This is a genomic window from Leuconostoc lactis (assembly GCF_007954625.1).
GTDB classification, from domain to species: Bacteria; Bacillota; Bacilli; order Lactobacillales; family Lactobacillaceae; genus Leuconostoc; species Leuconostoc lactis_A.
This window is the reverse complement of the sequence record NZ_CP042420.1, coordinates 87577-110638: the sequence shown is the minus strand read 5'-3', so window position 1 is coordinate 110638 and position 23062 is coordinate 87577. Positions and strand designations below refer to the sequence as shown.

Sequence of the window (23062 nt, the reverse complement as noted above, 5' to 3'; positions counted from 1 at the left end):
AGGATGACAAAGTTTTTAATTGTTTCAGATACACATGGTGATCGTGAGATCATTGCTGATATTTTTGACAAATGGCGGGATAGCGTTGCCGGCATTTTTTACAATGGTGATTCTGAATTAGCGGCGGATGACGCAGTGTTTGATGGTGTGTCAACTGTGATTGGTAATATGGATGATGATCCTGATTTCGTGGCCGCACGGGCAACAACGATTGATGGGATCACTTTTTTCCAAACGCACGGGCATCTTTATGACGCGACCCAATTTAACGCTTGGGCGAACCTAAAATTAATGGCCGTGGCGGCACAAGAAGCTAACGCACAGGTCGCCCTCTTTGGGCATACCCATCTGGAAGGGGCGGTTGTGTTTGATGATATCTTGTTTATTAACCCAGGTTCAATCCGTCTGCCTAAAGGGCCACATGCTAACTTAGGTGGCACCTATGCTGTGTTGGATGTGACGGAGACGCGCTATGACGTGAGATTTTATAATCGTCAGCATCAGCCACTGCTACAGCTCACAGTACAGGTCGCGCGTTAAGTAGTCCGTACTGATTTGCAGGCAATAAACGTGGTAAAATGGTAGTTATGGCAAATGAACAAACACCACAATTTAATCAATGGTATGAAGAAACAACTGATGCGGATCGCTTAATTCGAGATGCTGCCGCTAATCAAGCAGAGCAGCATGATGAATTGTCATTGCGGCCGCAATTTTTGCGTGAATATATTGGGCAAACAGCCTTAAAAGAAGAGTTGTCGGTGTATATTGCCGCAGCTAAACAACGCCAAGAAGCCCTGGATCATGTCTTGCTCTTTGGCCCACCAGGATTAGGGAAGACGACGTTGGCGATGATTATTGCCAATGAAATGGGTGTCCATATCAAAACGACGTCGGGCCCAGCAATTGAGAAACCGGGTGATTTGGTGGCCTTACTCAATGAACTTGAGCCGGGCGATATTTTGTTTATTGATGAAATTCATCGGCTCCCAACCAATATCGAAGAAATTATGTATTCCGCAATGGAGGATTATTTCGTCGATATCATGGTCGGACAAGGTCCAACGGCACGGGCCGTCCATTTCCCATTGCCACCCTTTACATTAATTGGGGCGACAACCCGACCTGGTATGTTATCCAAGCCGTTGCGTGATCGTTTTGGGATTATTAATGCAATGGTGTACTATACGCCAGCAGAACTCCAAGAAATTGTCGTGCGATCAGCCGATATTTTCCAAGCACCGATTAAGCCAGCAGGGGCGTATGAAGTGGCGTTACGGTCGCGGGGGACACCGCGTATTGCGAACCGGCTCTTAAAGCGCGTGCGTGATTTTGCCCAAGTGCAGGGGCTAGACGCTATTGACCAAGGTATTGTCGATGTAGCCTTGGATAAGTTACGGGTTGATAATCGTGGGCTTGATGAGACGGATCATAAGTTTTTAGGCACCATGGTGGCTTATTATAACGGCGGCCCCGTCGGCTTAAATACGATTGCCGCCAATATTGGGGAAGAAGCGGAGACCTTGGAATCCATGGTTGAACCGTATTTGTTGCAAATTGGCTTCCTCCAACGCACGCCACGTGGGCGGGTGGTGACCGAAGCGGCTTATAAGCATTTGAATTTACCGTACCCAGAGGCACACTAATGGATTATATTATTTCAGATACACATTTTAGTCACGAAAAGATTTTATATTTTGACAAGTCGCGTGAGGCATCGCTTAGCGCACTTGGCATCGACCCGACGATTGAAAATATGAATGCCTATCTTGAGAAAACTTGGAATGAGACGGTATCTGCTGAGGATACGGTTTATTTTTTGGGTGATTTAGGGATGTTTCGTAAGAAGCAAGACTTTGTCGCCCAGTTGGCGCGTTTAAATGGGCAAAAGGTCTTCTTTAAGGGCAATCATGACCATTCTGATCAAATTAAGGCCGCTTTAAAGGCGCCTGAAGCACGGTTAGTGGCATATGAACCGACGGCCAAGGCGTTGAAAATAAACGGGATTCAAGTGTGGCTGAGCCATTATGCCGTTGATTTGCCTTATCCGATTTTATCCGTGCATGGGCATATTCACGAAGCAGAATATCAGCGGGATGGCATGGTGAATTTGTCATTAGATTCGGCCTTTATGCAAACGCGACCTTTCGGGCAACCGATCAGCTTTGACGAACTGACACCGCTGCTGCAGGCACGTTTAGCAGCGATTGAAGCAAGTTATCAAATCGAATCGGAAAACAAGCGATTTGACCGATTGGTGGAACGGGCCTTTGATGAGACGATTACGATCAATAAGCCAACCGCTACGCAGCGGCATGAATTGGCTTTGTTGGTGGCGTATCTTAACGCCAATGGCCTAACGTATGCGGATGTCTTAGAAAAGTTCAATATCCCCAACGAAAACAAAGTATTAACAGCAGAAGAAAAAGAAAAAGTTGCCCAAACTGGTTTTGAATTTGAAAAAACAACCGGCTTGAGTGGCAATACAGGTGGAAATAGATGACAGCACAACCATACCAATTATCAGATTTTGATTACGATTTGCCCGAAGCATTAATTGCGCAAACACCACTCAAGCAACGTGATGCGTCACGGCTTTTGGTGTTAGATGCCGATACTGGTGCTTATGAAGACAAGCATTTTTACGACATTTTGGATTATGTCGAACCAGGTGATGCCATTGTCATGAATAACTCACGCGTACTGCCAGCCCGTTTGCACGGTGCGCGACCAGAAACCGGTGGGCATGCCGAAGTGTTGTTGTTACGCCAAGATCATGGCGATGTTTGGGAAACATTGGTGAAGCCAGCCAAAAAGTCACCCATTGGCTCAACCATCGTGTTTGGGGATGACATTAACAACCCAATCATGACGGCAACAGTTGTTGGTGAATTAGAACACGGTGGCCGTTACATCGAATTCCACTACGATGGTATTTTCATGGAGTTACTCGAAAAGTTGGGTGAAATGCCATTGCCACCATACATTAAGGAAAAGCTCGACGATCAAGAACGTTATCAAACCGTTTATTCGAAGGTTGATGGCTCAGCAGCTGCACCAACGGCAGGGTTGCACTGGACGCCAGAATTGTTGGATAAGGTGCGTGCCAAAGGGGTTAAAACGGTCGAATTAACGCTTCACGTTGGACTGGGGACGTTCCGACCAGTGGAAGAAGAAAACATCGAAGATCACAAGATGCACTCAGAATTCTACCAACTCACGCAAGAAGCAGCCGACACCTTGAACGACGTGCATGCTAATGGTGGGCGCATTATTGCCACTGGTACCACGTCAATTCGAACACTCGAAACGATTGGATCAAAGTTTGATGGCAAGTTGCAAGCTGATTCTGGTTGGACGGACATCTTTATTAAGCCAGGTTATCAGTGGACCACGGTGGATGCGTTCATTACGAACTTCCATTTGCCAAAGTCAACTTTGGTGATGCTGGTGGCGGCGTTTACCGGCCGTGACAATATTTTAAAGGCCTATGAACACGCAGTTGCTGATCAGTATCGTTTCTTTAGCTTTGGGGATGCGATGTTTGTGAAGCGTGGTTAAAGGATAATTTGAGGAGAATGGCTTGTGTACGAATACATTAATGGGTTAATTACCAACATTTATCCGGCTTATATCGTGGTTTGTGATCGCAGTGGGGTCGGGTACAAGTTATATACGGCCAACCCTTACCGCTTTGAGCAAAACGTCGAATCGCATGTCTACGTGGAGCAGATTGTTCGGGAAAATGAAATCGCGCTTTATGGTTTCATGGATGAAAACGAGAAGATTTTATTCAATAAGTTGTTAAATGTGTCAGGCATTGGTCCTAAAAGCGCGCTAGCTATTCTCGCTAGTGGCGATGCCCAGGGCTTAGTGAACGCAGTTGCTAATGATGATGCGTCTTATTTGACGCAATTCCCAGGCGTGGGGAAGAAGACAGCCCAACAAATCATTTTAGATTTGAAAGGCAAGTTAGACGATTTGGCAGTGTCTGCTGGCTTGGATCTCACGACGGCCCAACCAGTAGCCAACAACCAGGCACTAGCCGATGCGCTGGCAGCGTTAACGTCGCTGGGATATAGTGCCAAAGAAATCGCTAAGATTGAAAAAACTTTGGCGCAAACTGAAGATACCACGGATGGCTACATTCGTTCAGCATTGAAATTATTAGTCAAATAAAAAACCACTTCGATGTGGTGTACCCCGAAAGTTACTTTAACTTTTTGGGTATACCACACTAACGAAGTGGTTTTTTATTAACGAATGGCCTTTAGGGCTTCGTCGATTTGATCTAAGATGATTTGTTGATTAGCTGGTTCTTCTAAGTCATAAGTTTGCAAGTCAATCTTAATCTTAGGTGACGCATCATAGGCTTCAAACCAATCGCGGTAAGCTGACCAAATACGGAAGTAGTATTGGCGCAATTCGTCATTTTCGTCGAATTGTTCGTAATCACGACCACGCTTCTTGATGCGGTACAAGATCGTTTCAAAGTCTGTTTCCGCATAGACTAAGAGGTCAGGCGCCTTTTTAGGGAGCTTTTGCAATTCTGCCATCATGTTGTCGAGCAATTGCGTATAAACTTCCATTTCAGCATCTGTGATGTTGCCATCTTTATGATTTTCAGCTGTGAAAAGGGCATCTTCATAGATTGAACGATCTAAGACATTGTTATCATCGGCCAAAGCTTGCTTAATCATGTCGAAACGACGATTAAGGAAGTAAATTTGTAGTAAGAAACCATACTGCTTTGGATCCGAGTAATAAAGTGGCAAGACTGGATTGTCGCCCACGGGTTCGTAAAATGCTTTTGTGCCAAAATGTTCAGCGATCAAGCTCGTTAATGTCGTTTTGCCAACGCCAATCATGCCTGCTGTAATAATCACCATGACAACCTCCAATTATTTAGTAACCTATTAACTATACAAAAAATCTGGGCAAACAACAAGTCAACCGGCTACGCGGTTTTGCTAGAAAAAGCGAACATTACCCCAAGATGGCTGGTGGGCCAACTAGTCAGCGGCATTAAAATAATGGCGATGATACGTGAGTACGTGCCAATTACCAGTTCAAACGCGACACTAGCAACAAAACGAATATTGTCATAATTAATTTATGAGAATGCACGTTTTTTCATGAAATTCGCTGCTAGTCATGATAAAATATACGTAATTGTTTATTAGGAGAAAATTATGACAGACAAAGACCAATTGGCAGCCTGGCATGAACAGTTAATTGCCATTATTAAAGACATTAATACGCCCCATACGCTGGGTGGTATTACAAATGAAGCCAACCGTTTGCACGACTCACGTTTGGCACGACGGGCGTTAGATCACTTAATTGTGTTGAGTGAAGAAATTAACGCTGAACGTCACAAGTAATGGTAGCTGGGGGGCTGCGAGATGATACCAACAAACGCTAAGAGTTTACCGCGGACAGCCAAGAAAGTGTGGTTGGCGCGTGGTGTGTTGTTGCTGATACCGGGCTTAGTGCTTTGGGGTGGCAGCAATTATGTTTTCCAATCACATTGGTCAAGTACAGTGATGACGATGACTAATGTGATTTTTAGTATTGGTGTGCTCCTTGTTGTGGGACACATACTACTCATTCCGTATTATTATCGCTACCATAAGTATCTGTTAACCTCAGATGCGGTGACGATTTATCAGGGTTTTTTCCTTCGAAAAACGGCAACAGTGCCGGTTAATCGTATTCAAAACGTGGATACTCAGCAGGGTCCATTGTTACAACATTACCATTTGCAAAGTGTTATCGTGGTGACCGCTGCCCACAACTTTAAAATTGAAGCCATTGCAGAAGATGTCGCGCAAGCGTTGCGTGATCAATTAATTGCCTCAGCCCGCCAGGCAAGGGAGGTTGAGACTGATGACTAAACCCATGCGCCAATCAAAATTTGCCGTGATTGCCATGGTGATGCAGACGGCCAAAGATTTGTTGTTGCCGTTTGTGTTTGTGATGTTGCAGGGCCAGCGCGATTTTACCCAACAGGCACTGTGGACGGGCGGTTTTTTGTTGGTTGCCCTGGTTTTTGGTGTCGTGAAGTGGTTTTTCTTTACTTATGAGCTAACGCCACATGAAATCACGGTGCATCAAGGGGTGTTTGTAAAACGTCGGACCCATGTCCCATTTGAACGTGTACAAACCTTGACCAAAACGCAGCCCTTCATTTTCCAACCTTTTGAAGTCTTTCAAGTGCGAATAGAGACATCAGGTAAAGCGGATGATCAGTTAACATTTAACGCTTTAACCCCAGCACAAATTGCGACCATTGAACGTTACCGACAAGCGGCGCAAACCACCAGTGTTGACACAACGACGACAGCACAACCGCAGGCGAGTGCCACGTATCAGATCGACCAACGGGCCTTAATCCGTTACGCCTTGACGTCATTTGGTAGCTTGGGGATTATTGGTGTCATTTTGACCCTGTTATCTGAAGTGAGTAATCATCTACCAGAAAGTGTGATGGCTGGCTTAGATCATTGGTTAAGCGGTGGCAGCCTGATGTTTTACGCGATGTTGACTGCTGTAGTCATCTTTTTAGGCATTGGCGTGGCTTTTCTTAAAATTTATAACCAGTATTATGGGTTTACGTTGACCCGTGTTGGCCAGCACCTGGCTATTGCGCGTGGTTTATTGACTAAGCACACCATGCAGTTGCGGACAACGCGCGTGCAAGCTATCCAGTTGGAACAATCGTTATTGCGCCGCGCTTTGCGTTTGGTGACGGTGAGTGTTTTTTTGGCGTCAGCGGTGAAGTCAGATAAAAATGAGGCGCACCAAACTGTGCTGATGCCAGTGATTCAAGCAGCCGAAGCAACACAAGTGCTACGACCGTTCTTGCCAACTTTGCCATTACCCGCATTACAACCTGTTAAAACGGTGCCACACGCTTTGCGTTATCAAATCCAATATACGTTGTGGTGGGGACTGGGTGTTTTAAGCCTCGTGCTTGGGAGTTACTGGGTACTAGCATCCCATTGGCATTGGCACAACGGTGTTTCTGATACAGTGATGATGGTAGTGGCGGGCGTGCTCCTGTTAGTTTGGTTGTCGGCGGCTTGGTTGCGTATGCGTGATCAACGGTTAACGATTGCTGGTGATATCTTAGCAATTCAAACGACCCCGTGGTTTACGAAACGTCAGTATTATGTGCGCCGTGACAAAATCCAGGGGCTGAATGCGTCACAAAGTATCTTTATGGTGCCACGCCAAGCACAGCATTTACAAGTCGTGGTCCGGCACGGTGACAGTGCTGCTTACATTAATTTGCGCTACTTACATACAGATGTCGTGGCTCAAGTGCGTCGCTGGTTAATCGATGTCAAGTAAAAACCCTTGACACGGTTTTTAAATCGTGGCATAATAAGAAAGTAAATTAACGTGCAAAAAGCACATAAGAAATTTGGAGGACATTACATATGTCAGTTAAGATCCGTTTGAAGCGCATGGGTGCCAAGAAGCGTCCTTTCTACCGTGTTGTTATCGCTGATTCACGTTCACCTCGTGATGGCCGTTTCATCGAAACAGTGGGTACATACAACCCAATCGCACAACCTGCAGAAATCACATTGGATGAAGACAAGATTTTGGCATGGTTGAACAATGGTGCACAACCATCAGAAACTGTTCGCAACTTGTTGAGCCATGCTGGTATTTTGGCAAAGTTTGCTGAAGCTAAGGCTGCTAAGAAGTCAGCTACTGAAAAGCCTGCTGCTTCAGTTGCAAAGCCAACTGAAAAGAACACTGTTGTTGAAATCAAGCTATACTTGGATGCCCAAGGTATCGAATATGCTTCATCAGCTAAGAAGGCTGAATTGTTGGCATTAGTATAAAACAACCTCAAAAAGTCGGAGCGATTGCTTCGGCTTTTTTTGTGCTTTGTTTCTGACACGAAATCCGCTATAATAAAACTATCCAAAGTTGGAAGCGCTTTCTTTAACTTTGATCTTAATGGAGAAATTCACATGCAAGCAAAGCCTAAACTATTTTTAGATATGGATAATGTGCTAGTCGATACCTTAGCCATTTTAAACACGATTGATACGCAACAATTACAAGTCGACAAACCGGATCAGATCCCCGGTATTTTCCGGAATTTGCCACCAATGCCCGGTGCAGTGGCAGCGGTACAGACGTTGTCAACAGTCTATGAACTACATATTCTATCCACAGCACCGTGGCAAAACGCCAGTGCTTGGCAAGATAAACTCTTATGGTTAGCCGAACATTTTGGTGATGGGCCGGATAGTCCGTTTTACAAGCGGGTTACGTTGACCCATGATAAAGGGCTGGTGCATTCTGTTGGCGGGATTTTGATTGATGATCGCCCGTATCATGGGGCTAGTCAGTGGTTAGATCCAGCGGCCGATAGTCTCTGGCTACAGTATGGCCATGATCCACGATTAGTATGGACAGGTGAACTCGTGAGTTATCTGAAATTGGTGGCGCAAGCTTACCAAAGCACTGGGAAACTTCATGAAAGTGCCATTGAACAAGCGAAGGCCGTCGATTATGATTTACACGGCGCAACGGATCATTTTGAAAAAGCCCATTGGGAATAGATAAACAAAGCAATCACGACAGTGGTTGCTTTTTATTTGGTAGTATTTGAAAGAATATGATAGAAAAAGGTTGCAATTAAAATTAAATCAAGTTATGATAATAGCGTAAAGAAAGCGCTTACGTTTTAATGAGGATAACCAATGATTGTTGAAGAAAGAAAAAAGCGATTACGTGACATTATTCAAAAAAATAAATTTGTCTCATTACAGGAATTAAAAAAGGCGACGCAGACGTCGCTCTCGACGGTCCGGCGCGATTTGGCTGACTTAGCTGCTGAAGGCGTTGTGCGACGCGTGCACGGTGGGGTTGAATTGATCATGCCTGATCGGGACAACATGACCGTCTCTGAGCGTCGCACAATTTATCAAGCCGATAAGCAACAAATCGCTAAGCGCGCGGCAGCCGAGTTAAAAGGCGGTGAAATGATTTTCTTAGATGCTGGTACCACGACTGGGGAGGTGATTCCTTATCTGGCTGATAAAAAACCAGCCGTGACGGTGGTGACCAATTCGGTGCATCATGCCGCTAAACTATCTGATCTGATGATTCCGGTGATGATCATTGGCGGTCAGGTCAAGCAAACTACGGATGCAGTTATTGGCGCTACGGCGGTGAATCAAATTAACCACATGGTCTTTCAAACAAGTTTCATTGGTGCCGACGGCTTGTCCGTTGACTTTGGGATAACCACACCGGACTTAGAAGAGGCAGCGATAAAAAAGGCCGTGGTTGAACGGTCTCAAACCAGCTACGTCTTAGCCGATGCCAGCAAGATTGGCACGGCATCGTTTGCCAAGGCGGTTGATCTATCACAAGTCACGTTGATTACCACACAACTAACAGCAGATCAAAGTCAGGCACTGCATCAAGTCATGACTGTGATTGAAGCGGAGGAGACAAAATGATCTATACCGTCACATTAAACCCATCATTGGATTACATCACACGCTTACCCGTCCTGACCCTGGGGGAAACCAATCGGTCAACCTCGCAAACATTATTTCCAGGTGGTAAGGGGATCAACGTGAGTCGGTTATTAAGCCATTTGGGCATCGACAATACCGCGTTAGGCTTCATTGGCGGGTTTACCGGTGAACACCTGCAAGCGACGTTAAATGAACCACACCTCAAACAAGCCTTTACGACCATTGCGGGTAACACACGGATTAATTTAAAAATTAAAGCCGATGTGGAAACGGAAATCAACGCGACTGGCCCAGAGATTACGCCGGATGAATTAGCAACTTTCTTGCAACAATTTGATCAGCTAACAGCAGATGATACGGTGATTTTGTCTGGTAGTGTGCCTAAAAGTTTAGATTCGGATACTTATCAACAAATCATTGAAAAAATTACCCAACACCAAGCGCAATTTGTGATCGATACGACGGGTACACCACTTCAAGCTGCTTTGAGCCAGCACCCGTTGCTGGTGAAGCCAAATCGGCATGAGTTGGCCCAACTGTATCACACAACCCTGACCACCCAAGCCGCTGTCCAACATTGGGGACACCAATTACTTGCTGATGGCGCGCAATTGGCCATTGTTTCTTTAGCTGGTGACGGCGCACTACTCCTAACACCCGATGGTGATTACTTCGCCGCCCCTGTGGCTGGCACGGTGAAAAATTCGGTCGGTGCTGGCGATTCAATGATTGCCGGTTTCGTTGGCACTTGGCTGCAAACAGCCGATGTGCTTGAAAGTTTTAAAATGGCGGTTGCCAGTGGGACAGCCACGGCATTCAGCGATGATATCGCCACAAAAGCAACAATTGCATCAATTTATCAACAAGTTCGTGTCACACCAATATAATATGTGAGGAAACATCATGAAAATCAGCGATTTGTTAGTAACCGACGTTATGATACTGGACCTGAAGGCCACCACCAAGCAAGCAGCTTTTGAGGAAATGATTGACCGTCTGTATGACGCTGGTCGCATTACTGACAAACAAGCCTTTATGCAGGGTATTTTGGCACGTGAAGCCCAGACAACGACCGGATTAGGGGATGGCATTGCCATGCCGCATGCCAAAAACAGTGCCGTTAAACTACCCACAGTTGTGTTTGCCCGTTCAGAAAAGGGGGTCGAATACGACGCCATGGACGGCCAGCCAATACATTTGTTATTTATGATTGCCGTCCCTGCGGATGCCAATAATACGCATCTGGAAGCTTTGGCCAGTTTGTCACGCTTCTTGCTCCAAGATGGCTTTATGGACGAGCTGAAAGCAGCACAAACGCCAGAAGCAGTGGTTGAATTGTTCACAGAGCAAGAAGTGACGCCGCCAGAAACGGTGACGGTGGCACAGGATGCACCATTCTTGGTCGCTGTGACAGCTTGTACGACAGGGATTGCTCATACTTACATGGCCGAAGAAGCCTTGAAAAAGCAAGCCGCTGAATTGGGCATACGTATTAAGGTAGAAACCAACGGGGCCGGTGGCGTTGGTAATCGTTTGAGTGATGCTGATATCGCTGAGGCGCAAGGGGTGATTATTGCCGCTGATAAAAACGTTGAAATGACCCGTTTTGATGGCAAGCCGTTGATTAACCGACCAGTGGCATATGGTATTCGACAGCCAGAAGAATTGATTAATCTGGCCTTAGACAAACAGGCACCAATTTTCCATAGTGATGCACCAAAGCAAAAAGAGGCGGAAACGTCTCAATCAATTGGAAAAGCCTTTTACCGTCACTTGATGAGCGGTGTATCGAGCATGTTGCCGTTTGTGATTGGTGGCGGAATTGCGATTGCGTTTGCCTTCTTGATTGACCAAAGTCTTGGTGTGCCAAAAGATATGCTATCAAGCTTGGGGACTTATCATCCGATGGCGGCCTTCTTTAAGCAAATTGGGGGCGCTGCCTTTGGCTTCATGTTGCCAGTGTTAGCAGGGTATATTGCCTACTCGATTGCCGAAAAGCCAGGTTTGGTCGCTGGATTCGTCGCAGGCGCCTTGTCAGCCAACGGGTATAATATTTATAACGTTGGACTAGATGCCAAGCATATGCCAATTCCGTCAGGTTTCTTGGGTGCTTTGGTCGGTGGCTTCTTGGCCGGTGGGATTATCTTGCTCCTCAAGAAACTCTTTAACAACTTACCTAAGTCGCTTGATGGGATTAAAATGATCTTGTTCTATCCTGTGCTGGGTGTCTTACTAACTGGCTTTGCCATGTTGTTCATCAACATTCCAATGTCAGGGATTAACCAAGGCCTTGATAACTTCTTGTCGAGCTTAAGTGGTACCAACGCTGTGTTGCTTGGCACGCTGCTAGGTGGCATGATGGCGGTGGATATGGGTGGTCCGATTAACAAAGCTGCCTATGTCTTTGGGACAGGCACGTTAGCTGCGACAGTTGCAACTGGTGGCTCAAATATTATGGCGGCTGTCATGGCTGGTGGGATGGTGCCACCATTGGCTGTCTTCGTCGCAACGCTGATGTCTAAGCATAAGTTTGACAAGCAAGAGCGTGAAGCTGGATTGACTAACATTGTCATGGGGCTATCGTTTATTACGGAGGGTGCGATTCCATTCGCTGCCGCCGATCCAGCCCGTGCCATTCCAAGCTTCATGGTCGGATCAGCAGTGGCTGGTGGCTTGGTTGGCTTAACTGGGATTAAGTTACTTGCACCGCATGGTGGAATCTTCGTGATTGCCTTGACGAGTTCACCACTCTTGTACTTGCTCTTCATCGCGATTGGGGCGGTAATTTCTGGGGTGATCTTCGGATTATTAAAGCGAAAGTAAGATAAAAAAGCACGCCGCTAGGCGTGCTTTTTATGTATTATCACGCATTATGCTAAAATTAAGCCATGATTATTTACGAGACCATGCCATTTTTACAACGACAACTGACGGTATTTAAGCAAGATGATGCCGTGGTTTTTGTGAGTTTAGCCGATGATGGGCGCCAAGAATTTTTAGCAGACTATCCCACAACAACGATTCAAGCGGGTCATGTGCCAGAACTAGATCTATTTCGGCGTTATGCTGCTGGGGAGTCGGTGGATTTTCAGGCGATTAAGATTAATTATTTGCGGGCGACGCCGTTTCAACAGGCTGTCTGGACGGCCTTACATGAGATGGCGCCAACTGAAACGCTCACATACTCGGATCTAGCAGCGCGGGCCAATTATCCTAAGGCGATTCGGGCAGTTGCCACGGCCGTGGGGAAGAATCCGCTGACCATTATCAATGCCTGTCATCGGATTTTGCCAAAGCAGGGTGGCATCGGCAAATATGCTTACGGTCCCGATATCAAACAAGCTTTACTAGCATTAGATATACCGGAAAATTTGCGTTAAATCACAGCTTTCAGCACACTTCAAGTCAGAGTGCTAAAAAAGTTTAAAAAAGGGGTTTACTTTTAAAATAATAGTGCTATAATGCTAAACGTATGACATTTACCTATTTCAATTCTGACTGTCTGAGTGATGCAGTTAATGGGGAATGCGGTCGTTATGTTTGTTGCAATACAATATAGCGGATTATGTGGTATGACAAAAGACGTAACGACATCAAATTCAATACCTTTGGCTGTGTGGCAACCGACAACAATGGTTGCAAGGGTTATAATAGCGATATAGGAGGAGAGAATAAAATGTCAGACGTATTTTATACGAAGTTGCGCTCGATGGTAGGGCTTCAAGGTCTACTATCTTTGATTTTTGGTCTTATGATTGTCTTTTGGCCAAATCGTACAGCAGCAGCAGTTACTATCATGGTTGGTATCGCCTTTATTGCCATTGGTGCAGCCTACGTTGCAGCAATCGGTACACATGATGACGAATCAGCTTGGGCACGTTTAGGTAGCTTCTTAGTTGGTGTGATCTACTTGGTGGCTGGTGTCTTCAGCTTCATCAACTTGTATGCAGCAACAGCTTACCTATTCTTAATCGTTGGTTTGTTGGTTGGTATCACTTGGATCGTTGAAGCTATTGTAACCTTTGCCTCATTGAAGTATTTTGAACGTAAGGGCTGGGCAGTATTTTCAGCCTTGATTAGCTTATTGGCCGGTATTGTATTGCTATTCTCACCACTTATCGGTGCAGCAATCTTGTGGCTACTACTTGGTTTGGCGATGATCATTGTGGGTGTTGTAAAGATTTTCCAATACTTCACTTGGTCACACCGTCACGCCTAAGCACAACACTTGCCAGTGGTCATAAAAGCTATGCTATAATACTATTATGACAAAAGAAAATTATTTTAAAGTTGGCACAATTGTCAACACCCACGGGATTCGTGGTGAAGTTAAAATCTTAGCGATTACCGATTTTGCTGATGAGCGCTTCAAAAAAGGTGCTGAACTACAAGTTGAAACAAAAGATGGCTTTGTGCCATTTAAGGTACAGTCATCGCGGTTGCACAAGAATATGTGGTTAGTGCTTTTTGAAGGCGTGAACAACATTAATGATATCGAAAAATATAAAACACATGATGTCTATGTCTATGGCGATGCACGCGAGACACTAGGGGATGATGAATACTATTACGACGAAATTATAGATAGTCGTGTATTTGACTTAGACGGTAACGACATCGGTGTGGTGTCAGAAATTATGACCACTGGGGCTAATGATGTCTGGGTTGTGCAGCGACCAGGGCAAAAAGATGCATTAATTCCGATGATTGATGACGTGGTAAAAGACGTTGATGTCGACAATAAGCGCATCACGATTGATGCGTTGGAAGGATTATTAGATTAATGCGAATTGATGTCTTAAGTTTATTTCCAGATATGTTTACACCGTTGAAACAATCGATTTTGGGGAAAGCGATTGACAAAGGGGCATTAGACTTTCATGTGACGGATTTTCGTGATTATACGGAAAACAAGCACAATAATGTCGATGATTATCCTTTTGGCGGTGGTGCGGGGATGCTTTTGATGGCGCAGCCAATCTTTGATGCGATGGCTGCCGTTGAAGCAGCAGCAGGTGATAAGGGACACGTGGTGCTACTCGATCCCGCAGGGCGTAAATTTGACCACCATGTGGCGGAAGAATTAGCGCAAAAAGAACATATCACTTTTATTGCAGGACATTACGAAGGGTATGACGAACGCATTCGCGAGCTCGTTGACGATGAAATCTCATTGGGAGATTACGTGTTGACAGGGGGAGAGCTTGGGGCGATGGTCATCATTGATGCCACGGCGCGCTTTTTACCAGATGTCTTAGGTAATAATGTGAGTGCTGAGGAAGACTCATTCCAAGATAATTTGTTGGAATTTCCACAATATACGCGACCTGCTGATTTTCGGGGCCGTAAGGTACCGGAAGTTTTGATGAGTGGGAACCATGCTAAAATTGCCGAATGGCGATTAAAAGAATCCTTACGCCGGACGTGGTTACGTCGGCCGGATCTATTAGAGAAGCGACCACTGTCAAAGCAGGAACGCGATCTCTTAGACGATATTAAACATGAATCTGAGTAATCAAATCATGTGATCATGACAAAAAGTCCAAGCGATTGCTTGGACTTTTTCTTTACCCTAAGACGTGATGTCATGACGCGTTTTGCATACGAGGACAAACCGTTATGACCAATCAACTGCCAATTGTAGGGAAATCCGCCCTGACTATCTTAAGTAGCACGATTATCGTCTTACCTTTTATGCTGTTAATTCAGCTCAGTAATGGGCAGTCGTTACTCACTGTTTTACCGTTCGTCTTATTTTATACGTTTCGGATGACGGGGATTTTCTTTATTCGAGGGATTAAGACACGATTACATAGTTTGAGCTTGCTAAAGTTGGCGCTCTATTGTGGGTTGCTGGGGTGTGGCTTTGGTATCTTAGGGATACTGTACTTTCCCAGTTTTATTGTGGCGGGCTTTTTCCTTGGATTAAGTGGGGCGTGGTTGCCACCAGCTAATGCGGCAATTGGTCAGTATTGGAAGACAAGAGATGCGGTGTTACGCGGGAATATGGTCGGATCACTGGTGATGTTAGTGTTGCTTGGCGCTGCTATTGCCAGCAGGATTTAAGTACCTCGTATTCTTTGTGATTTATGGCGTGATGTATGGCTTGGCGTTGCAAACGCCAAACGTCATCACCCATTATCAAGTCGATGCCGATGACTTAGCAGAGACCTCATATCGTTATCTGATCTTATTTGTTGTGTTCTTTATCTTACTATTTGGCTTGCGCTCGAGTCAGATGCTGGCGGATACGCTGGCTTTTGATGCCGTGATTAACAGTTTCTTCTTTATTGCCCTATTAACGGTTGGATTAGTCACTTTCTGGCGACGAAAAGTCCAACGCAACGTGCCGAATCAGTTGTTGTTTTTAACCTTGATTAATGGCGCGGTGGGGAATTATTTGTTTCTCTTTAGCTCGCTGTATACAGCGGCTTTTTACGGGCATCGCGAAGCTTTTTTCTACTTTTACTTACCATATGTATTGGGTACGTTATTGGCACCGAAGGGGATGGCGTTGCTCGGGACAGACATCAAGCGTCGCTCGTTGGTTGGGATTGTTGCGGGATTGCTGATCATCTTAGGGACGCCGTTGTTCCCGATAGGGTTATTCATTGTGAGTCTCTTTAAGGGGACGTTAAATGGCTGGTTAACTACGAGCTATCAAGCGACAGACCCCATCCCAGAAGATAAGCGACTCTGGGTCAAGTACACTTTGCAAAATATTGGCAGTATTCTGACGCAATTTTTACTGATGGTCTTGGCTTCCGTGATCATTCTCAGAGATGGGCATACGATTCAAGATTTTTTCATCATGACGACGGCTAGCACACCGACTGCTGAAAGTATTCAAGTCATGCATGGTTGGAACACGGTTGCGACAACTTTGGTGTTGGCAGCGATTGTGTTGTATGGTTTAATATTTTCTTATCAAAAGAAAGTAAACATTTCAAAAAGCGAACGCTCATAAGGTGTTCGCCTTTATTATGGTTTAACATTATAAATAGAAACAGAACATTAGTTGTCTATGATAGCATGCGCTATAATACTAGATATATGACTTGTCAGTCAATAGTTGTTGCGCGTTTTTAAACCAATCAGGTATCTCCAGAATGAGGTGAGAATATTGCAGAAGATTAAGCTAGGCGTTAGTGAACTAAATGCTTCCCGAATTGGACTTGGTGTCATGCGTATGGGTACGCGAAGTGATCTTGAGGCGCAAAGGGCGGTTGAATCTGCCATTGGCAATGGGATTAACTTTTTTGAATCCGCAAATATTTATGGTGATGGTCAATCATCCAGTACATTCGGCCGTGCGTTAAAAAATGCTAACGTTGCGCGGGACAGTATTCTCATTCAGTCTAAAGGTGGGATTGTTCGGGGGGATGGCTTCAAAAGAGTGGATTTTTCAAAAGCCAATTTAATCCAGTCAGTAGAAGACGAACTCAGCAGAATTGGGACGGATTACTTAGATGTCTTTGTGTTGCACCGACCGGATGTGTTAGTTGAACCGGTCGAAGTTGCTGAAGCATTCAACTACTTAGAGAAAAGTGGTAAAGTACGTTACTTTGGGGTGTCAAATCAAAATTCATTAGATATTGAATTGTTAAAAACTGCCGTTCAGCAACCCCTCATTGTCAACCAACTACAATTCGGGATTATGCACACCGGTATGATTGATCAGCAGATTCATGTCAATATGACCGATGATGCAGCGACGATGCGTGATGCGGAGTTGTTAGCGTATAGTCGTATTCATAACATGACGATACAGACCTGGTCACCATTGCAATTTGGTTTTTTTGGTGGCGTGTTTGTGGATAACCCTGATTTTCCAGAATTAAATGCCGAACTCGGTCGCTTGGCGGATCAATACCAAACGAGTAAGAGTGCGATTGCGGTGGCTTGGATTTTACGGCATCCAGCCAACATGCAAGTTATCATTGGTTCAATGAGCGAGCAACACATTAAAGATATGACTGATGGTGATAACGTCACGTTAACACGACAAGATTGGTACGATATTTATATGGCTGCTGGGAATACGTTGCCTTAAACGCGTCGAATTTGGCATTGGTGGCGGTTATGTTGTATAGCTTAATATTTTCTTACAAAAAGAAAGTCGAAATTTCGAAAAGCGAACGTGCGTAAGCGGTTCGCTTTTATTATGGATTAAAAAAGTTATATGAGAGAAAATAACCTTGCTCAAACCGTAATATGACAAAAAGAAACTTTTGTTTTATAACTGTAATAATGTTGAAATTTTCACATGGTATGGTTTAGTATATGCGAGTCTTTGACTTGGTATAGTAATATTAAACTTGTAATAGTAATACGAAATTAAGGAGCGAGTATGATCGATTTACATAGTCATCTGCTACCGGATATTGATGACGGTTCGGCTTCTATGCGTGCCTCGTTACGGATGGCGCGTGAGGCGGTGGCGGAAGGCATTGAAGCGATGTTAATGACGCCACATCATATGAATGGGCGTTATCGCAATAATAAGGCGGAGGTGGTAGCCTTAACCGCTGACTTCCAAACGATGTTAGATCAAGAGAGAATTCCCTTGCAAGTCTTTCCGTCGCAAGAAGTTCGGATTAATGGTGAGCTAATAGATGATTTAGCAGCAGATGAGATTCTCTTTGCAGATGAAGGGAATCAGTATTTACTCCTGGAATTTCCAGATGATGATGTGCCAACTTATAGTGCGGACATGATCTTTAACTTGATGCAACGGGGTATTACGGTACAAATTGCCCATCCAGAACGCAATACGAAGCTGATGGCACAACCAGAGATTCTGTATCAATTGGTTGAACGGGGGGCGATTGCCCAGGTAACGGCGAGTTCGTATGTTGGCGTATTTGGGAAAAAGGTACAAAAGTTTGCTGAGGCGATTGTGTCACATAATCTGGGGCATGTGTTTGTCTCGGATGTGCATGATTTGCCGAATCGAACATATAACATGCAGGCAGCTTTTGCCAAGTTGCGGAAGCAACAAGGTGCTGAAATCAGTGACCTATTTGCGTTGAATGCGGAAGCCATTATTGATGGTCGTCCCATTGAGCGTTTGATGCCAGCACCAATTGTCAAACGTTGGCTACGCAACCGGTTTTAATAAAAGAATAAAGGATTAATACACAATGAATAACGTACTTGAGTTACGACAACTATGGGACATTATCCGCAAGCATTTTTTGGCCATTTTGGTTATGGCCGTTATTGGCGCGGGTCTGGGTTTTGGGATTGCTGAATTTGTTATTGCACCGACGTATAGTGCTTCAACCAGTATGCTGGTTAACCGTTCAAACGATAACAATAATGGTTCAGTGAACTTGTCTGATCAACAAGCCGATGTGCAGATTATTAACACCTATAAGAACTTGGTGATTTCAAGTAATGTCTTGGGGGATGTATCTAAGACATTGAAGCACCCAGAACCAATCGTGGTTCAAGAAGCGAAACCAGCCGAATATCGAACTTTAGCTGATGGGACACAGCGCTTAATTGCCCCAGCGCAAGAAGAAATTACGAAGCCCTCAACCCAGAAGCCTTACAACTTATCAGTCGATCAGTTGAAAAACATGGTATCAATTTCTAACCAGCAAAACTCACAAGTTTTCTCAATTAATGTGAAGGCTAAGAATGCCAAGGAAGCTGCTGTCGTAGCGAATACAGTCGCTGATTCATTCAAAAATAAAATTGGCGACTTTATGAAAATTAATAACGTGTCTATTATTGATTCGGCCAAGGTAAGTAATGTGCCTGTTGCGCCAAATAAGAAACTCTTTGCTTTAGCGGGTCTTATGTTGCTTGGTGGCTTGACATTCTTAGTTGTGTTGGCAAAAGAATTGTCTGACACAACAGTGAAGAGTCCAGATGAAGTCTCACAACTCTTTGGGCTAACTAACCTAGGTGCTGTTGGTCATATTAGAAAGATTAAGCATTTCGATATGTCGATGGCAAACGCAGTCAACGCAGAACACGATGGTTTGCATTCACGTTCACGTTTGAGTCGCTTGCAGAAAGACTAATGGGGAATTAACATGGTATTTTTTAAGAAAAAGTATAAAACTGGTCGTGATGGTTTATCGGTTGAAACAATGATGGATGGTGCGCGCTTAATTGCAGCAGCGGAACCGAAAAATCTGGTTTCTGAGCAATTTCGTACAATTCGTACGAATATTGACTTTGCATCAGTTGCCAAGGGGAATGTCAAAACATTACTTGTCTCATCGGCATTACCATCGGAAGGGAAGTCAACAATCACAGCGAACTTATCGGTGGTTTACGCCCAACAAGGTAAGCGAGTCCTATTGGTTGATACGGATTTACGTCGACCAACAGTAGCGCGAACTTTTGGTGTTACCGATAATCATGGCTTAACGAACTATCTTGCTGATGTCAATAGTGATGCGGGATCAATTATCCATCATACACGAATGGCGTCGTTAGATGTCGTTGCATCTGGACCTGTGCCACCAAATCCAGCAGAGTTGTTGGCTTCGAGTCGGATGACGAACTTGATTGCTGAATTACGTCAACGATATGATTTGGTCATTTTTGATGTCCCACCATTTTTGATGGTGACTGATGCACAAGTCTTGATGAGTAAGATGGATGGGGTCGCTGTCGTTGTGAGTGGGAGACAGACAACGAAGGGTGCCTTGCAACGCACAACAGATATGTTGAAATTAGCCGATGCACCAGTGCTAGGATTTATCTATAACGATACTACTCGTAGGAAAAATTCGGGTACTGGATATGGCTACGGATATGGCTACGGATATGGTTATGGAGATACCAAGTAGTAGTTAGCAGTATTTTACGGGAGATAGAGAGTGAAATTAAGAGTTCGAGAATTTGCTATTCGATTAGTAGACATTGTTGGTGCATTAATTGGTTTAGTTATCTCTACGATTCCAGTATTAATCATCAGCCTATTCGTTAAAAAAGATGGTGGCAATGTATTTTTTAAACAAGAACGTGTTGGATTACATGGGAAGCGTTTTGTTATGTGGAAAATTCGCTCAATGGTTGTTGATGCAGAAATTATTCGGCAAGAATTAATGGCCCAAAGTGACGTTGAAGGCATGTTTAAAATGAAGGATGATCCACGTATTACACCTGTTGGTAAATTTATCCGTAAGCATTCACTGGATGAATTGCCACAGTTTTGGAATGTGCTCAAAGGCGATATGTCGTTAGTCGGGCCTAGACCAGCACTGGAAGAAGAGTATGAGAAATATACAGCGGTGGAAAAGAAAAGACTTAAAGTAAAGCCAGGTTTGACCGGTCTTTGGCAAGTTAATGGTCGAAGCAATGTTGATTTTGATACGATGATTGCTCTTGATTTAGACTATATTGCACGTCGCTCAGTATGGTTAAATATTGTCATTTTGGCGAAAACGGTTTGGCTAATTTTCCCTAGTGATAAAAATGGAGCATACTAAAATGAAACATATCTACATTATTGGATCAAAGGGTATTCCAGCGCGCTATGGGGGCTATGAAACTTTTGTTGACAAGCTGACAGCAGGGCAACAAACAGACGAGATTAAGTATCATGTTGCATCACGACGAGATAACTCTGAACTGAGTGAGGCTAATGATATATTTGAATATAATAATGCCGAAGTTTTCTCAATTGATGTACCTAATATCGGACCGGCACAAGCTATTTTATATGATATTAAATCTTTACAATGGGCGATTCGAAATGCTAAAGAAATTGGTGCTGAAGCACCAATTTTCTATATTTTAGCCGCACGTATAGGGCCATTTATGGGTCATTATGTTAAGCAAATTCATGCATTGGGCGGTTCTTATTTTATTAACCCAGATGGGCATGAATGGAAACGCGCTAAGTGGCCATTACCAGTACGAAAATATTGGAAAATTTCTGAGCGTGGCATGATTAAGCATGCTGATCTTGTGATTGCTGATAATCGAAAAATTGAAGAATATATCTTAGATGAGTACGCACCATTTAAACCACAAACAACTTTTATTGCCTACGGTACAGATACAATTCCGACAACGTTGAAGAGTACAGATGAGAGTATCAGGTCGTGGTATAAGAAGCATGATATTTCAGAGAATGGGTATTATCTCATTGTTGGTCGTTTTGTACCGGAAAATAACTATGAAACAATGATTCGTGAGTTTATGATTTCAGATTCGCCTAAAGATCTTGTGATTGTCACGAATGTCGAAAAAAATAAATTCTATCAAGATTTATTACAAAAAACAAGATTTGATCAGGATAAGCGCATTAAGTTTGTTGGAACAGTCTATGATCAACCGCTACTTCGATATATTCGTGAAAATGCATATGCTTATTTACATGGCCATGAAGTTGGTGGCACAAACCCAAGTTTGCTAGAGGCATTATCGAGTACTCAGCTTAATTTACTTGTGGATGTTGGTTTCAACCGAGATGTCGCTCATGATGCAGCACTATACTGGAACAAAAATAGCGGAGATTTAGCAAATACTATAAAGCAGGCAGATAGTTATTCAAGTGTGCAACTTGTAGAAAACGAAAAAAGTGCTAAAGCAATTATTGAGAGCGGATATACCTGGGAAAAAATCAATGATGAATATGAACGAAAATTTCTAGGAGAGAATAACATATGAAAATAGCCTATTTAATACTTGCTCACGATGATCCTCAACAGCTTCTTAAGTTGGTAAATAGGCTGTCACTTCAAGATGATTGGCATATATATATTCATTTGGATCAAAAAAGTGATATTAGAAAATTTGAAAAAATTCAAGCACATCCAAATGTAACAATGACAACAAACCGCCATGCAATTTTTTGGGGTGGTTGGAGTATGGTTGAGGCAATGAAAGAGCTAATCAATGTCTCAAACGATTCTTTTGATAGATATATTTTTATGTCGGGATTAGATTATCCAATTCAGAGTAACGAAAAAATTGATCAATTTTTTGAAGTACACAGTAATGAAGAATTTATTAAAACAGTTCAACTTTCGGGTAATAAAATTAAGTATTTTTCAAACAGAACGTCATATCCGTGGATGTTTGATAATATAAATTCATTGAAAAAAATTTTGAATCGTATTTTTGCAAAATTACCTTTTCCACTGCAAAGTTCATATTTAAATTTTAATGGAAATAAGTATATTATTTACGGTGGTACTAATTTTATCGCATTCACTAAGGAAATGTTTCAATATTTCTCATATCAGATTAATGGTGGCGAATTGGGCTTAGCACTAGATAGACGATTGAAAAATACATTTGAGCCAGATGAAATTTACTTTAACACTCTAGCTCAGTATGCGAATTTAAATCATAAATTTGTAGCTAAAGGGAAATTAAATACACCTGGTCTCGTAAATGTTCGAAATTTACACTTTTTTAGATATGATGGTAAGTATATTAAGGTGTGGAATAATTCTGAATCGGATCTGAAAGAGATTAAGGCAGCAAAGTTGGATGGAGATCTTTTTATTAGAAAGGTTAGATCAAATGTTTCAAATGAATTAATTGATATGTTTGACAAAAACACTTTGTAA

Annotated in this window: 26 protein-coding genes and 2 pseudogenes; 27 read left to right on the top strand and 1 reads right to left on the bottom strand. The window is 43.5% G+C overall.

Annotated features, from left to right (window positions below; all coding sequences use genetic code 11):
- Nucleotides 1–3: 3 nt before the first annotated feature.
- The 5 genes from FGL80_RS00540 to ruvA are packed head-to-tail and all read left to right on the top strand — an operon-like array spanning nucleotide 4 to nucleotide 4179.
- Complete coding sequence (locus tag FGL80_RS00540; protein ID WP_147001650.1) at nucleotides 4–540, top strand: YfcE family phosphodiesterase; 537 nt, start codon at nucleotides 4–6, stop codon at nucleotides 538–540.
- A gap of 47 nt (nucleotides 541–587) precedes the next feature.
- The gene (ruvB, locus tag FGL80_RS00535; protein ID WP_029508969.1) at nucleotides 588–1646 is read left to right on the top strand and encodes a Holliday junction branch migration DNA helicase RuvB; all 1059 of its coding nucleotides are present in this window, start codon (nucleotides 588–590) and stop codon (nucleotides 1644–1646) included.
- A complete protein-coding gene (locus tag FGL80_RS00530) occupies nucleotides 1646–2503 on the top strand; it encodes a metallophosphoesterase (protein WP_055307582.1) in 858 nt (285 codons plus the stop codon). Before ruvB ends, FGL80_RS00530 begins: the two co-directional genes overlap by 1 nt.
- The gene (gene queA, locus FGL80_RS00525) at nucleotides 2500–3561 is read left to right on the top strand and encodes a tRNA preQ1(34) S-adenosylmethionine ribosyltransferase-isomerase QueA (protein WP_048701507.1); all 1062 of its coding nucleotides are present in this window, start codon (nucleotides 2500–2502) and stop codon (nucleotides 3559–3561) included. Before FGL80_RS00530 ends, queA begins: the two co-directional genes overlap by 4 nt.
- 24 nt (nucleotides 3562–3585) lie before the next feature.
- Nucleotides 3586–4179 (top strand): Holliday junction branch migration protein RuvA, encoded by a 594-nt coding sequence (gene ruvA / locus FGL80_RS00520; protein ID WP_141308035.1) that lies wholly within the window; start codon nucleotides 3586–3588, stop codon nucleotides 4177–4179.
- A 77-nt stretch (nucleotides 4180–4256) separates the two neighbouring features.
- On the opposite strand, the gene FGL80_RS00515 is transcribed toward ruvA, so the two are convergent.
- Complete coding sequence (locus FGL80_RS00515; protein ID WP_055307585.1) at nucleotides 4257–4889, bottom strand: deoxynucleoside kinase; 633 nt, start codon at nucleotides 4887–4889, stop codon at nucleotides 4257–4259.
- A gap of 303 nt (nucleotides 4890–5192) precedes the next feature.
- On the opposite strand from FGL80_RS00515, the gene FGL80_RS00510 reads away from it, so the two are divergent.
- From FGL80_RS00510 to FGL80_RS00415, 22 genes and pseudogenes are all read left to right on the top strand, one after another.
- On the top strand, nucleotides 5193–5384 hold the full coding sequence (locus FGL80_RS00510; protein WP_010005314.1) for a hypothetical protein: 192 nt from the start codon (nucleotides 5193–5195) through the stop codon (nucleotides 5382–5384).
- Nucleotides 5385–5405: 21 nt separating this feature from the next.
- Entirely contained in the window at nucleotides 5406–5897 is a 492-nt protein-coding gene (locus tag FGL80_RS00505; protein WP_147001649.1) for a PH domain-containing protein, read from the top strand.
- Nucleotides 5890–7356, top strand: a complete 1467-nt coding sequence (locus FGL80_RS00500) for a PH domain-containing protein (protein WP_147001648.1) — start codon at nucleotides 5890–5892, stop codon at nucleotides 7354–7356. Before FGL80_RS00505 ends, FGL80_RS00500 begins: the two co-directional genes overlap by 8 nt.
- Nucleotides 7357–7445: 89 nt before the next feature.
- Nucleotides 7446–7859 carry a 30S ribosomal protein S16 gene (rpsP, locus tag FGL80_RS00495; RefSeq protein WP_055307588.1) on the top strand — a complete coding sequence of 138 codons (414 nt, stop codon included), beginning with the start codon at nucleotides 7446–7448 and terminating at the stop codon, nucleotides 7857–7859.
- Between the two features lie 132 nt (nucleotides 7860–7991).
- Nucleotides 7992–8588, top strand: a complete 597-nt coding sequence (locus tag FGL80_RS00490) for a 5' nucleotidase, NT5C type (protein ID WP_147001647.1) — start codon at nucleotides 7992–7994, stop codon at nucleotides 8586–8588.
- 141 nt (nucleotides 8589–8729) lie between these two features.
- On the top strand, nucleotides 8730–9494 hold the full coding sequence (locus tag FGL80_RS00485) for a DeoR/GlpR family DNA-binding transcription regulator (RefSeq protein WP_147001646.1): 765 nt from the start codon (nucleotides 8730–8732) through the stop codon (nucleotides 9492–9494).
- Nucleotides 9491–10402, top strand: coding sequence for a 1-phosphofructokinase (gene pfkB, locus FGL80_RS00480; RefSeq protein ID WP_147001645.1), 912 nt, complete (start codon nucleotides 9491–9493; stop codon nucleotides 10400–10402). The genes FGL80_RS00485 and pfkB overlap by 4 nt, the downstream gene beginning before the upstream one ends.
- Before the next feature lie 16 nt (nucleotides 10403–10418).
- Nucleotides 10419–11210, top strand: a pseudogene (locus FGL80_RS09290) (fructose PTS transporter subunit IIA); the annotation flags it as partial.
- Between the two features lie 57 nt (nucleotides 11211–11267).
- Nucleotides 11268–12338 (top strand): annotated as a pseudogene (locus FGL80_RS09285) (PTS fructose transporter subunit IIC); the annotation flags it as partial.
- 65 nt (nucleotides 12339–12403) lie between these two features.
- On the top strand, nucleotides 12404–12895 hold the full coding sequence (locus tag FGL80_RS00470; RefSeq protein ID WP_147001643.1) for a methylated-DNA--[protein]-cysteine S-methyltransferase: 492 nt from the start codon (nucleotides 12404–12406) through the stop codon (nucleotides 12893–12895).
- Between the two features lie 296 nt (nucleotides 12896–13191).
- Nucleotides 13192–13734, top strand: coding sequence for an HdeD family acid-resistance protein (locus FGL80_RS00465; RefSeq protein ID WP_147001642.1), 543 nt, complete (start codon nucleotides 13192–13194; stop codon nucleotides 13732–13734).
- A 43-nt stretch (nucleotides 13735–13777) separates the two neighbouring features.
- Nucleotides 13778–14299 (top strand): ribosome maturation factor RimM, encoded by a 522-nt coding sequence (gene rimM / locus FGL80_RS00460; RefSeq protein WP_172792707.1) that lies wholly within the window; start codon nucleotides 13778–13780, stop codon nucleotides 14297–14299.
- Complete coding sequence (gene trmD / locus FGL80_RS00455; protein ID WP_010001270.1) at nucleotides 14299–15030, top strand: tRNA (guanosine(37)-N1)-methyltransferase TrmD; 732 nt, start codon at nucleotides 14299–14301, stop codon at nucleotides 15028–15030. Before rimM ends, trmD begins: the two co-directional genes overlap by 1 nt.
- A gap of 104 nt (nucleotides 15031–15134) precedes the next feature.
- Complete coding sequence (locus FGL80_RS09095) at nucleotides 15135–15581, top strand: hypothetical protein (protein WP_244297938.1); 447 nt, start codon at nucleotides 15135–15137, stop codon at nucleotides 15579–15581.
- Nucleotides 15565–16482, top strand: coding sequence for a hypothetical protein (locus tag FGL80_RS00450; RefSeq protein ID WP_244297936.1), 918 nt, complete (start codon nucleotides 15565–15567; stop codon nucleotides 16480–16482). Before FGL80_RS09095 ends, FGL80_RS00450 begins: the two co-directional genes overlap by 17 nt.
- A gap of 156 nt (nucleotides 16483–16638) precedes the next feature.
- Entirely contained in the window at nucleotides 16639–17568 is a 930-nt protein-coding gene (locus FGL80_RS00445) for an aldo/keto reductase (RefSeq protein ID WP_147001641.1), read from the top strand.
- A gap of 297 nt (nucleotides 17569–17865) precedes the next feature.
- Nucleotides 17866–18633, top strand: coding sequence for a tyrosine-protein phosphatase (locus tag FGL80_RS00440; protein ID WP_147001640.1), 768 nt, complete (start codon nucleotides 17866–17868; stop codon nucleotides 18631–18633).
- Nucleotides 18634–18658: 25 nt separating this feature from the next.
- Nucleotides 18659–19549, top strand: a complete 891-nt coding sequence (locus tag FGL80_RS00435) for a YveK family protein (RefSeq protein WP_147001639.1) — start codon at nucleotides 18659–18661, stop codon at nucleotides 19547–19549.
- A 12-nt stretch (nucleotides 19550–19561) separates the two neighbouring features.
- Nucleotides 19562–20326: a CpsD/CapB family tyrosine-protein kinase gene (locus FGL80_RS00430; RefSeq protein WP_147001638.1), complete on the top strand. Its 765-nt coding sequence runs from the start codon at nucleotides 19562–19564 to the stop codon at nucleotides 20324–20326.
- Between the two features lie 30 nt (nucleotides 20327–20356).
- On the top strand, nucleotides 20357–20968 hold the full coding sequence (locus FGL80_RS00425) for a sugar transferase (RefSeq protein ID WP_147001637.1): 612 nt from the start codon (nucleotides 20357–20359) through the stop codon (nucleotides 20966–20968).
- 1 nt (nucleotide 20969) lies between these two features.
- The gene (gene cps2T, locus FGL80_RS00420) at nucleotides 20970–22154 is read left to right on the top strand and encodes a beta 1-4 rhamnosyltransferase Cps2T (protein ID WP_147001636.1); all 1185 of its coding nucleotides are present in this window, start codon (nucleotides 20970–20972) and stop codon (nucleotides 22152–22154) included.
- Nucleotides 22151–23062, top strand: a complete 912-nt coding sequence (locus FGL80_RS00415) for a beta-1,6-N-acetylglucosaminyltransferase (RefSeq protein ID WP_147001635.1) — start codon at nucleotides 22151–22153, stop codon at nucleotides 23060–23062. Before cps2T ends, FGL80_RS00415 begins: the two co-directional genes overlap by 4 nt.

What these genes read in the sequence shown, in the direction of transcription:
- FGL80_RS00465 (WP_147001642.1), top strand. Translation starts at nt 13,192, where the DNA reads ATGTCAGACGTATTTTATACGAAGTTGCGCTCGATGGTAGGGCTTCAA.
- FGL80_RS00515 (WP_055307585.1), bottom strand. Translation starts at nt 4,889, where the DNA reads ATGGTGATTATTACAGCAGGCATGATTGGCGTTGGCAAAACGACATTA.
- FGL80_RS00530 (WP_055307582.1), top strand. Translation starts at nt 1,646, where the DNA reads ATGGATTATATTATTTCAGATACACATTTTAGTCACGAAAAGATTTTA.
- FGL80_RS00440 (WP_147001640.1), top strand. Translation starts at nt 17,866, where the DNA reads ATGATCGATTTACATAGTCATCTGCTACCGGATATTGATGACGGTTCG.
- FGL80_RS00490 (WP_147001647.1), top strand. Translation starts at nt 7,992, where the DNA reads ATGCAAGCAAAGCCTAAACTATTTTTAGATATGGATAATGTGCTAGTC.
- FGL80_RS00470 (WP_147001643.1), top strand. Translation starts at nt 12,404, where the DNA reads ATGATTATTTACGAGACCATGCCATTTTTACAACGACAACTGACGGTA.
- FGL80_RS09095 (WP_244297938.1), top strand. Translation starts at nt 15,135, where the DNA reads ATGACCAATCAACTGCCAATTGTAGGGAAATCCGCCCTGACTATCTTA.
- cps2T (WP_147001636.1), top strand. Translation starts at nt 20,970, where the DNA reads ATGAAACATATCTACATTATTGGATCAAAGGGTATTCCAGCGCGCTAT.
- FGL80_RS00500 (WP_147001648.1), top strand. Translation starts at nt 5,890, where the DNA reads ATGACTAAACCCATGCGCCAATCAAAATTTGCCGTGATTGCCATGGTG.
- FGL80_RS00435 (WP_147001639.1), top strand. Translation starts at nt 18,659, where the DNA reads ATGAATAACGTACTTGAGTTACGACAACTATGGGACATTATCCGCAAG.
- FGL80_RS00485 (WP_147001646.1), top strand. Translation starts at nt 8,730, where the DNA reads ATGATTGTTGAAGAAAGAAAAAAGCGATTACGTGACATTATTCAAAAA.
- queA (WP_048701507.1), top strand. Translation starts at nt 2,500, where the DNA reads ATGACAGCACAACCATACCAATTATCAGATTTTGATTACGATTTGCCC.
- FGL80_RS00540 (WP_147001650.1), top strand. Translation starts at nt 4, where the DNA reads ATGACAAAGTTTTTAATTGTTTCAGATACACATGGTGATCGTGAGATC.
- ruvB (WP_029508969.1), top strand. Translation starts at nt 588, where the DNA reads ATGGCAAATGAACAAACACCACAATTTAATCAATGGTATGAAGAAACA.
- trmD (WP_010001270.1), top strand. Translation starts at nt 14,299, where the DNA reads ATGCGAATTGATGTCTTAAGTTTATTTCCAGATATGTTTACACCGTTG.
- pfkB (WP_147001645.1), top strand. Translation starts at nt 9,491, where the DNA reads ATGATCTATACCGTCACATTAAACCCATCATTGGATTACATCACACGC.
- FGL80_RS00415 (WP_147001635.1), top strand. Translation starts at nt 22,151, where the DNA reads ATGAAAATAGCCTATTTAATACTTGCTCACGATGATCCTCAACAGCTT.
- rpsP (WP_055307588.1), top strand. Translation starts at nt 7,446, where the DNA reads ATGTCAGTTAAGATCCGTTTGAAGCGCATGGGTGCCAAGAAGCGTCCT.
- FGL80_RS00505 (WP_147001649.1), top strand. Translation starts at nt 5,406, where the DNA reads ATGATACCAACAAACGCTAAGAGTTTACCGCGGACAGCCAAGAAAGTG.
- FGL80_RS00430 (WP_147001638.1), top strand. Translation starts at nt 19,562, where the DNA reads ATGGTATTTTTTAAGAAAAAGTATAAAACTGGTCGTGATGGTTTATCG.
- FGL80_RS00510 (WP_010005314.1), top strand. Translation starts at nt 5,193, where the DNA reads ATGACAGACAAAGACCAATTGGCAGCCTGGCATGAACAGTTAATTGCC.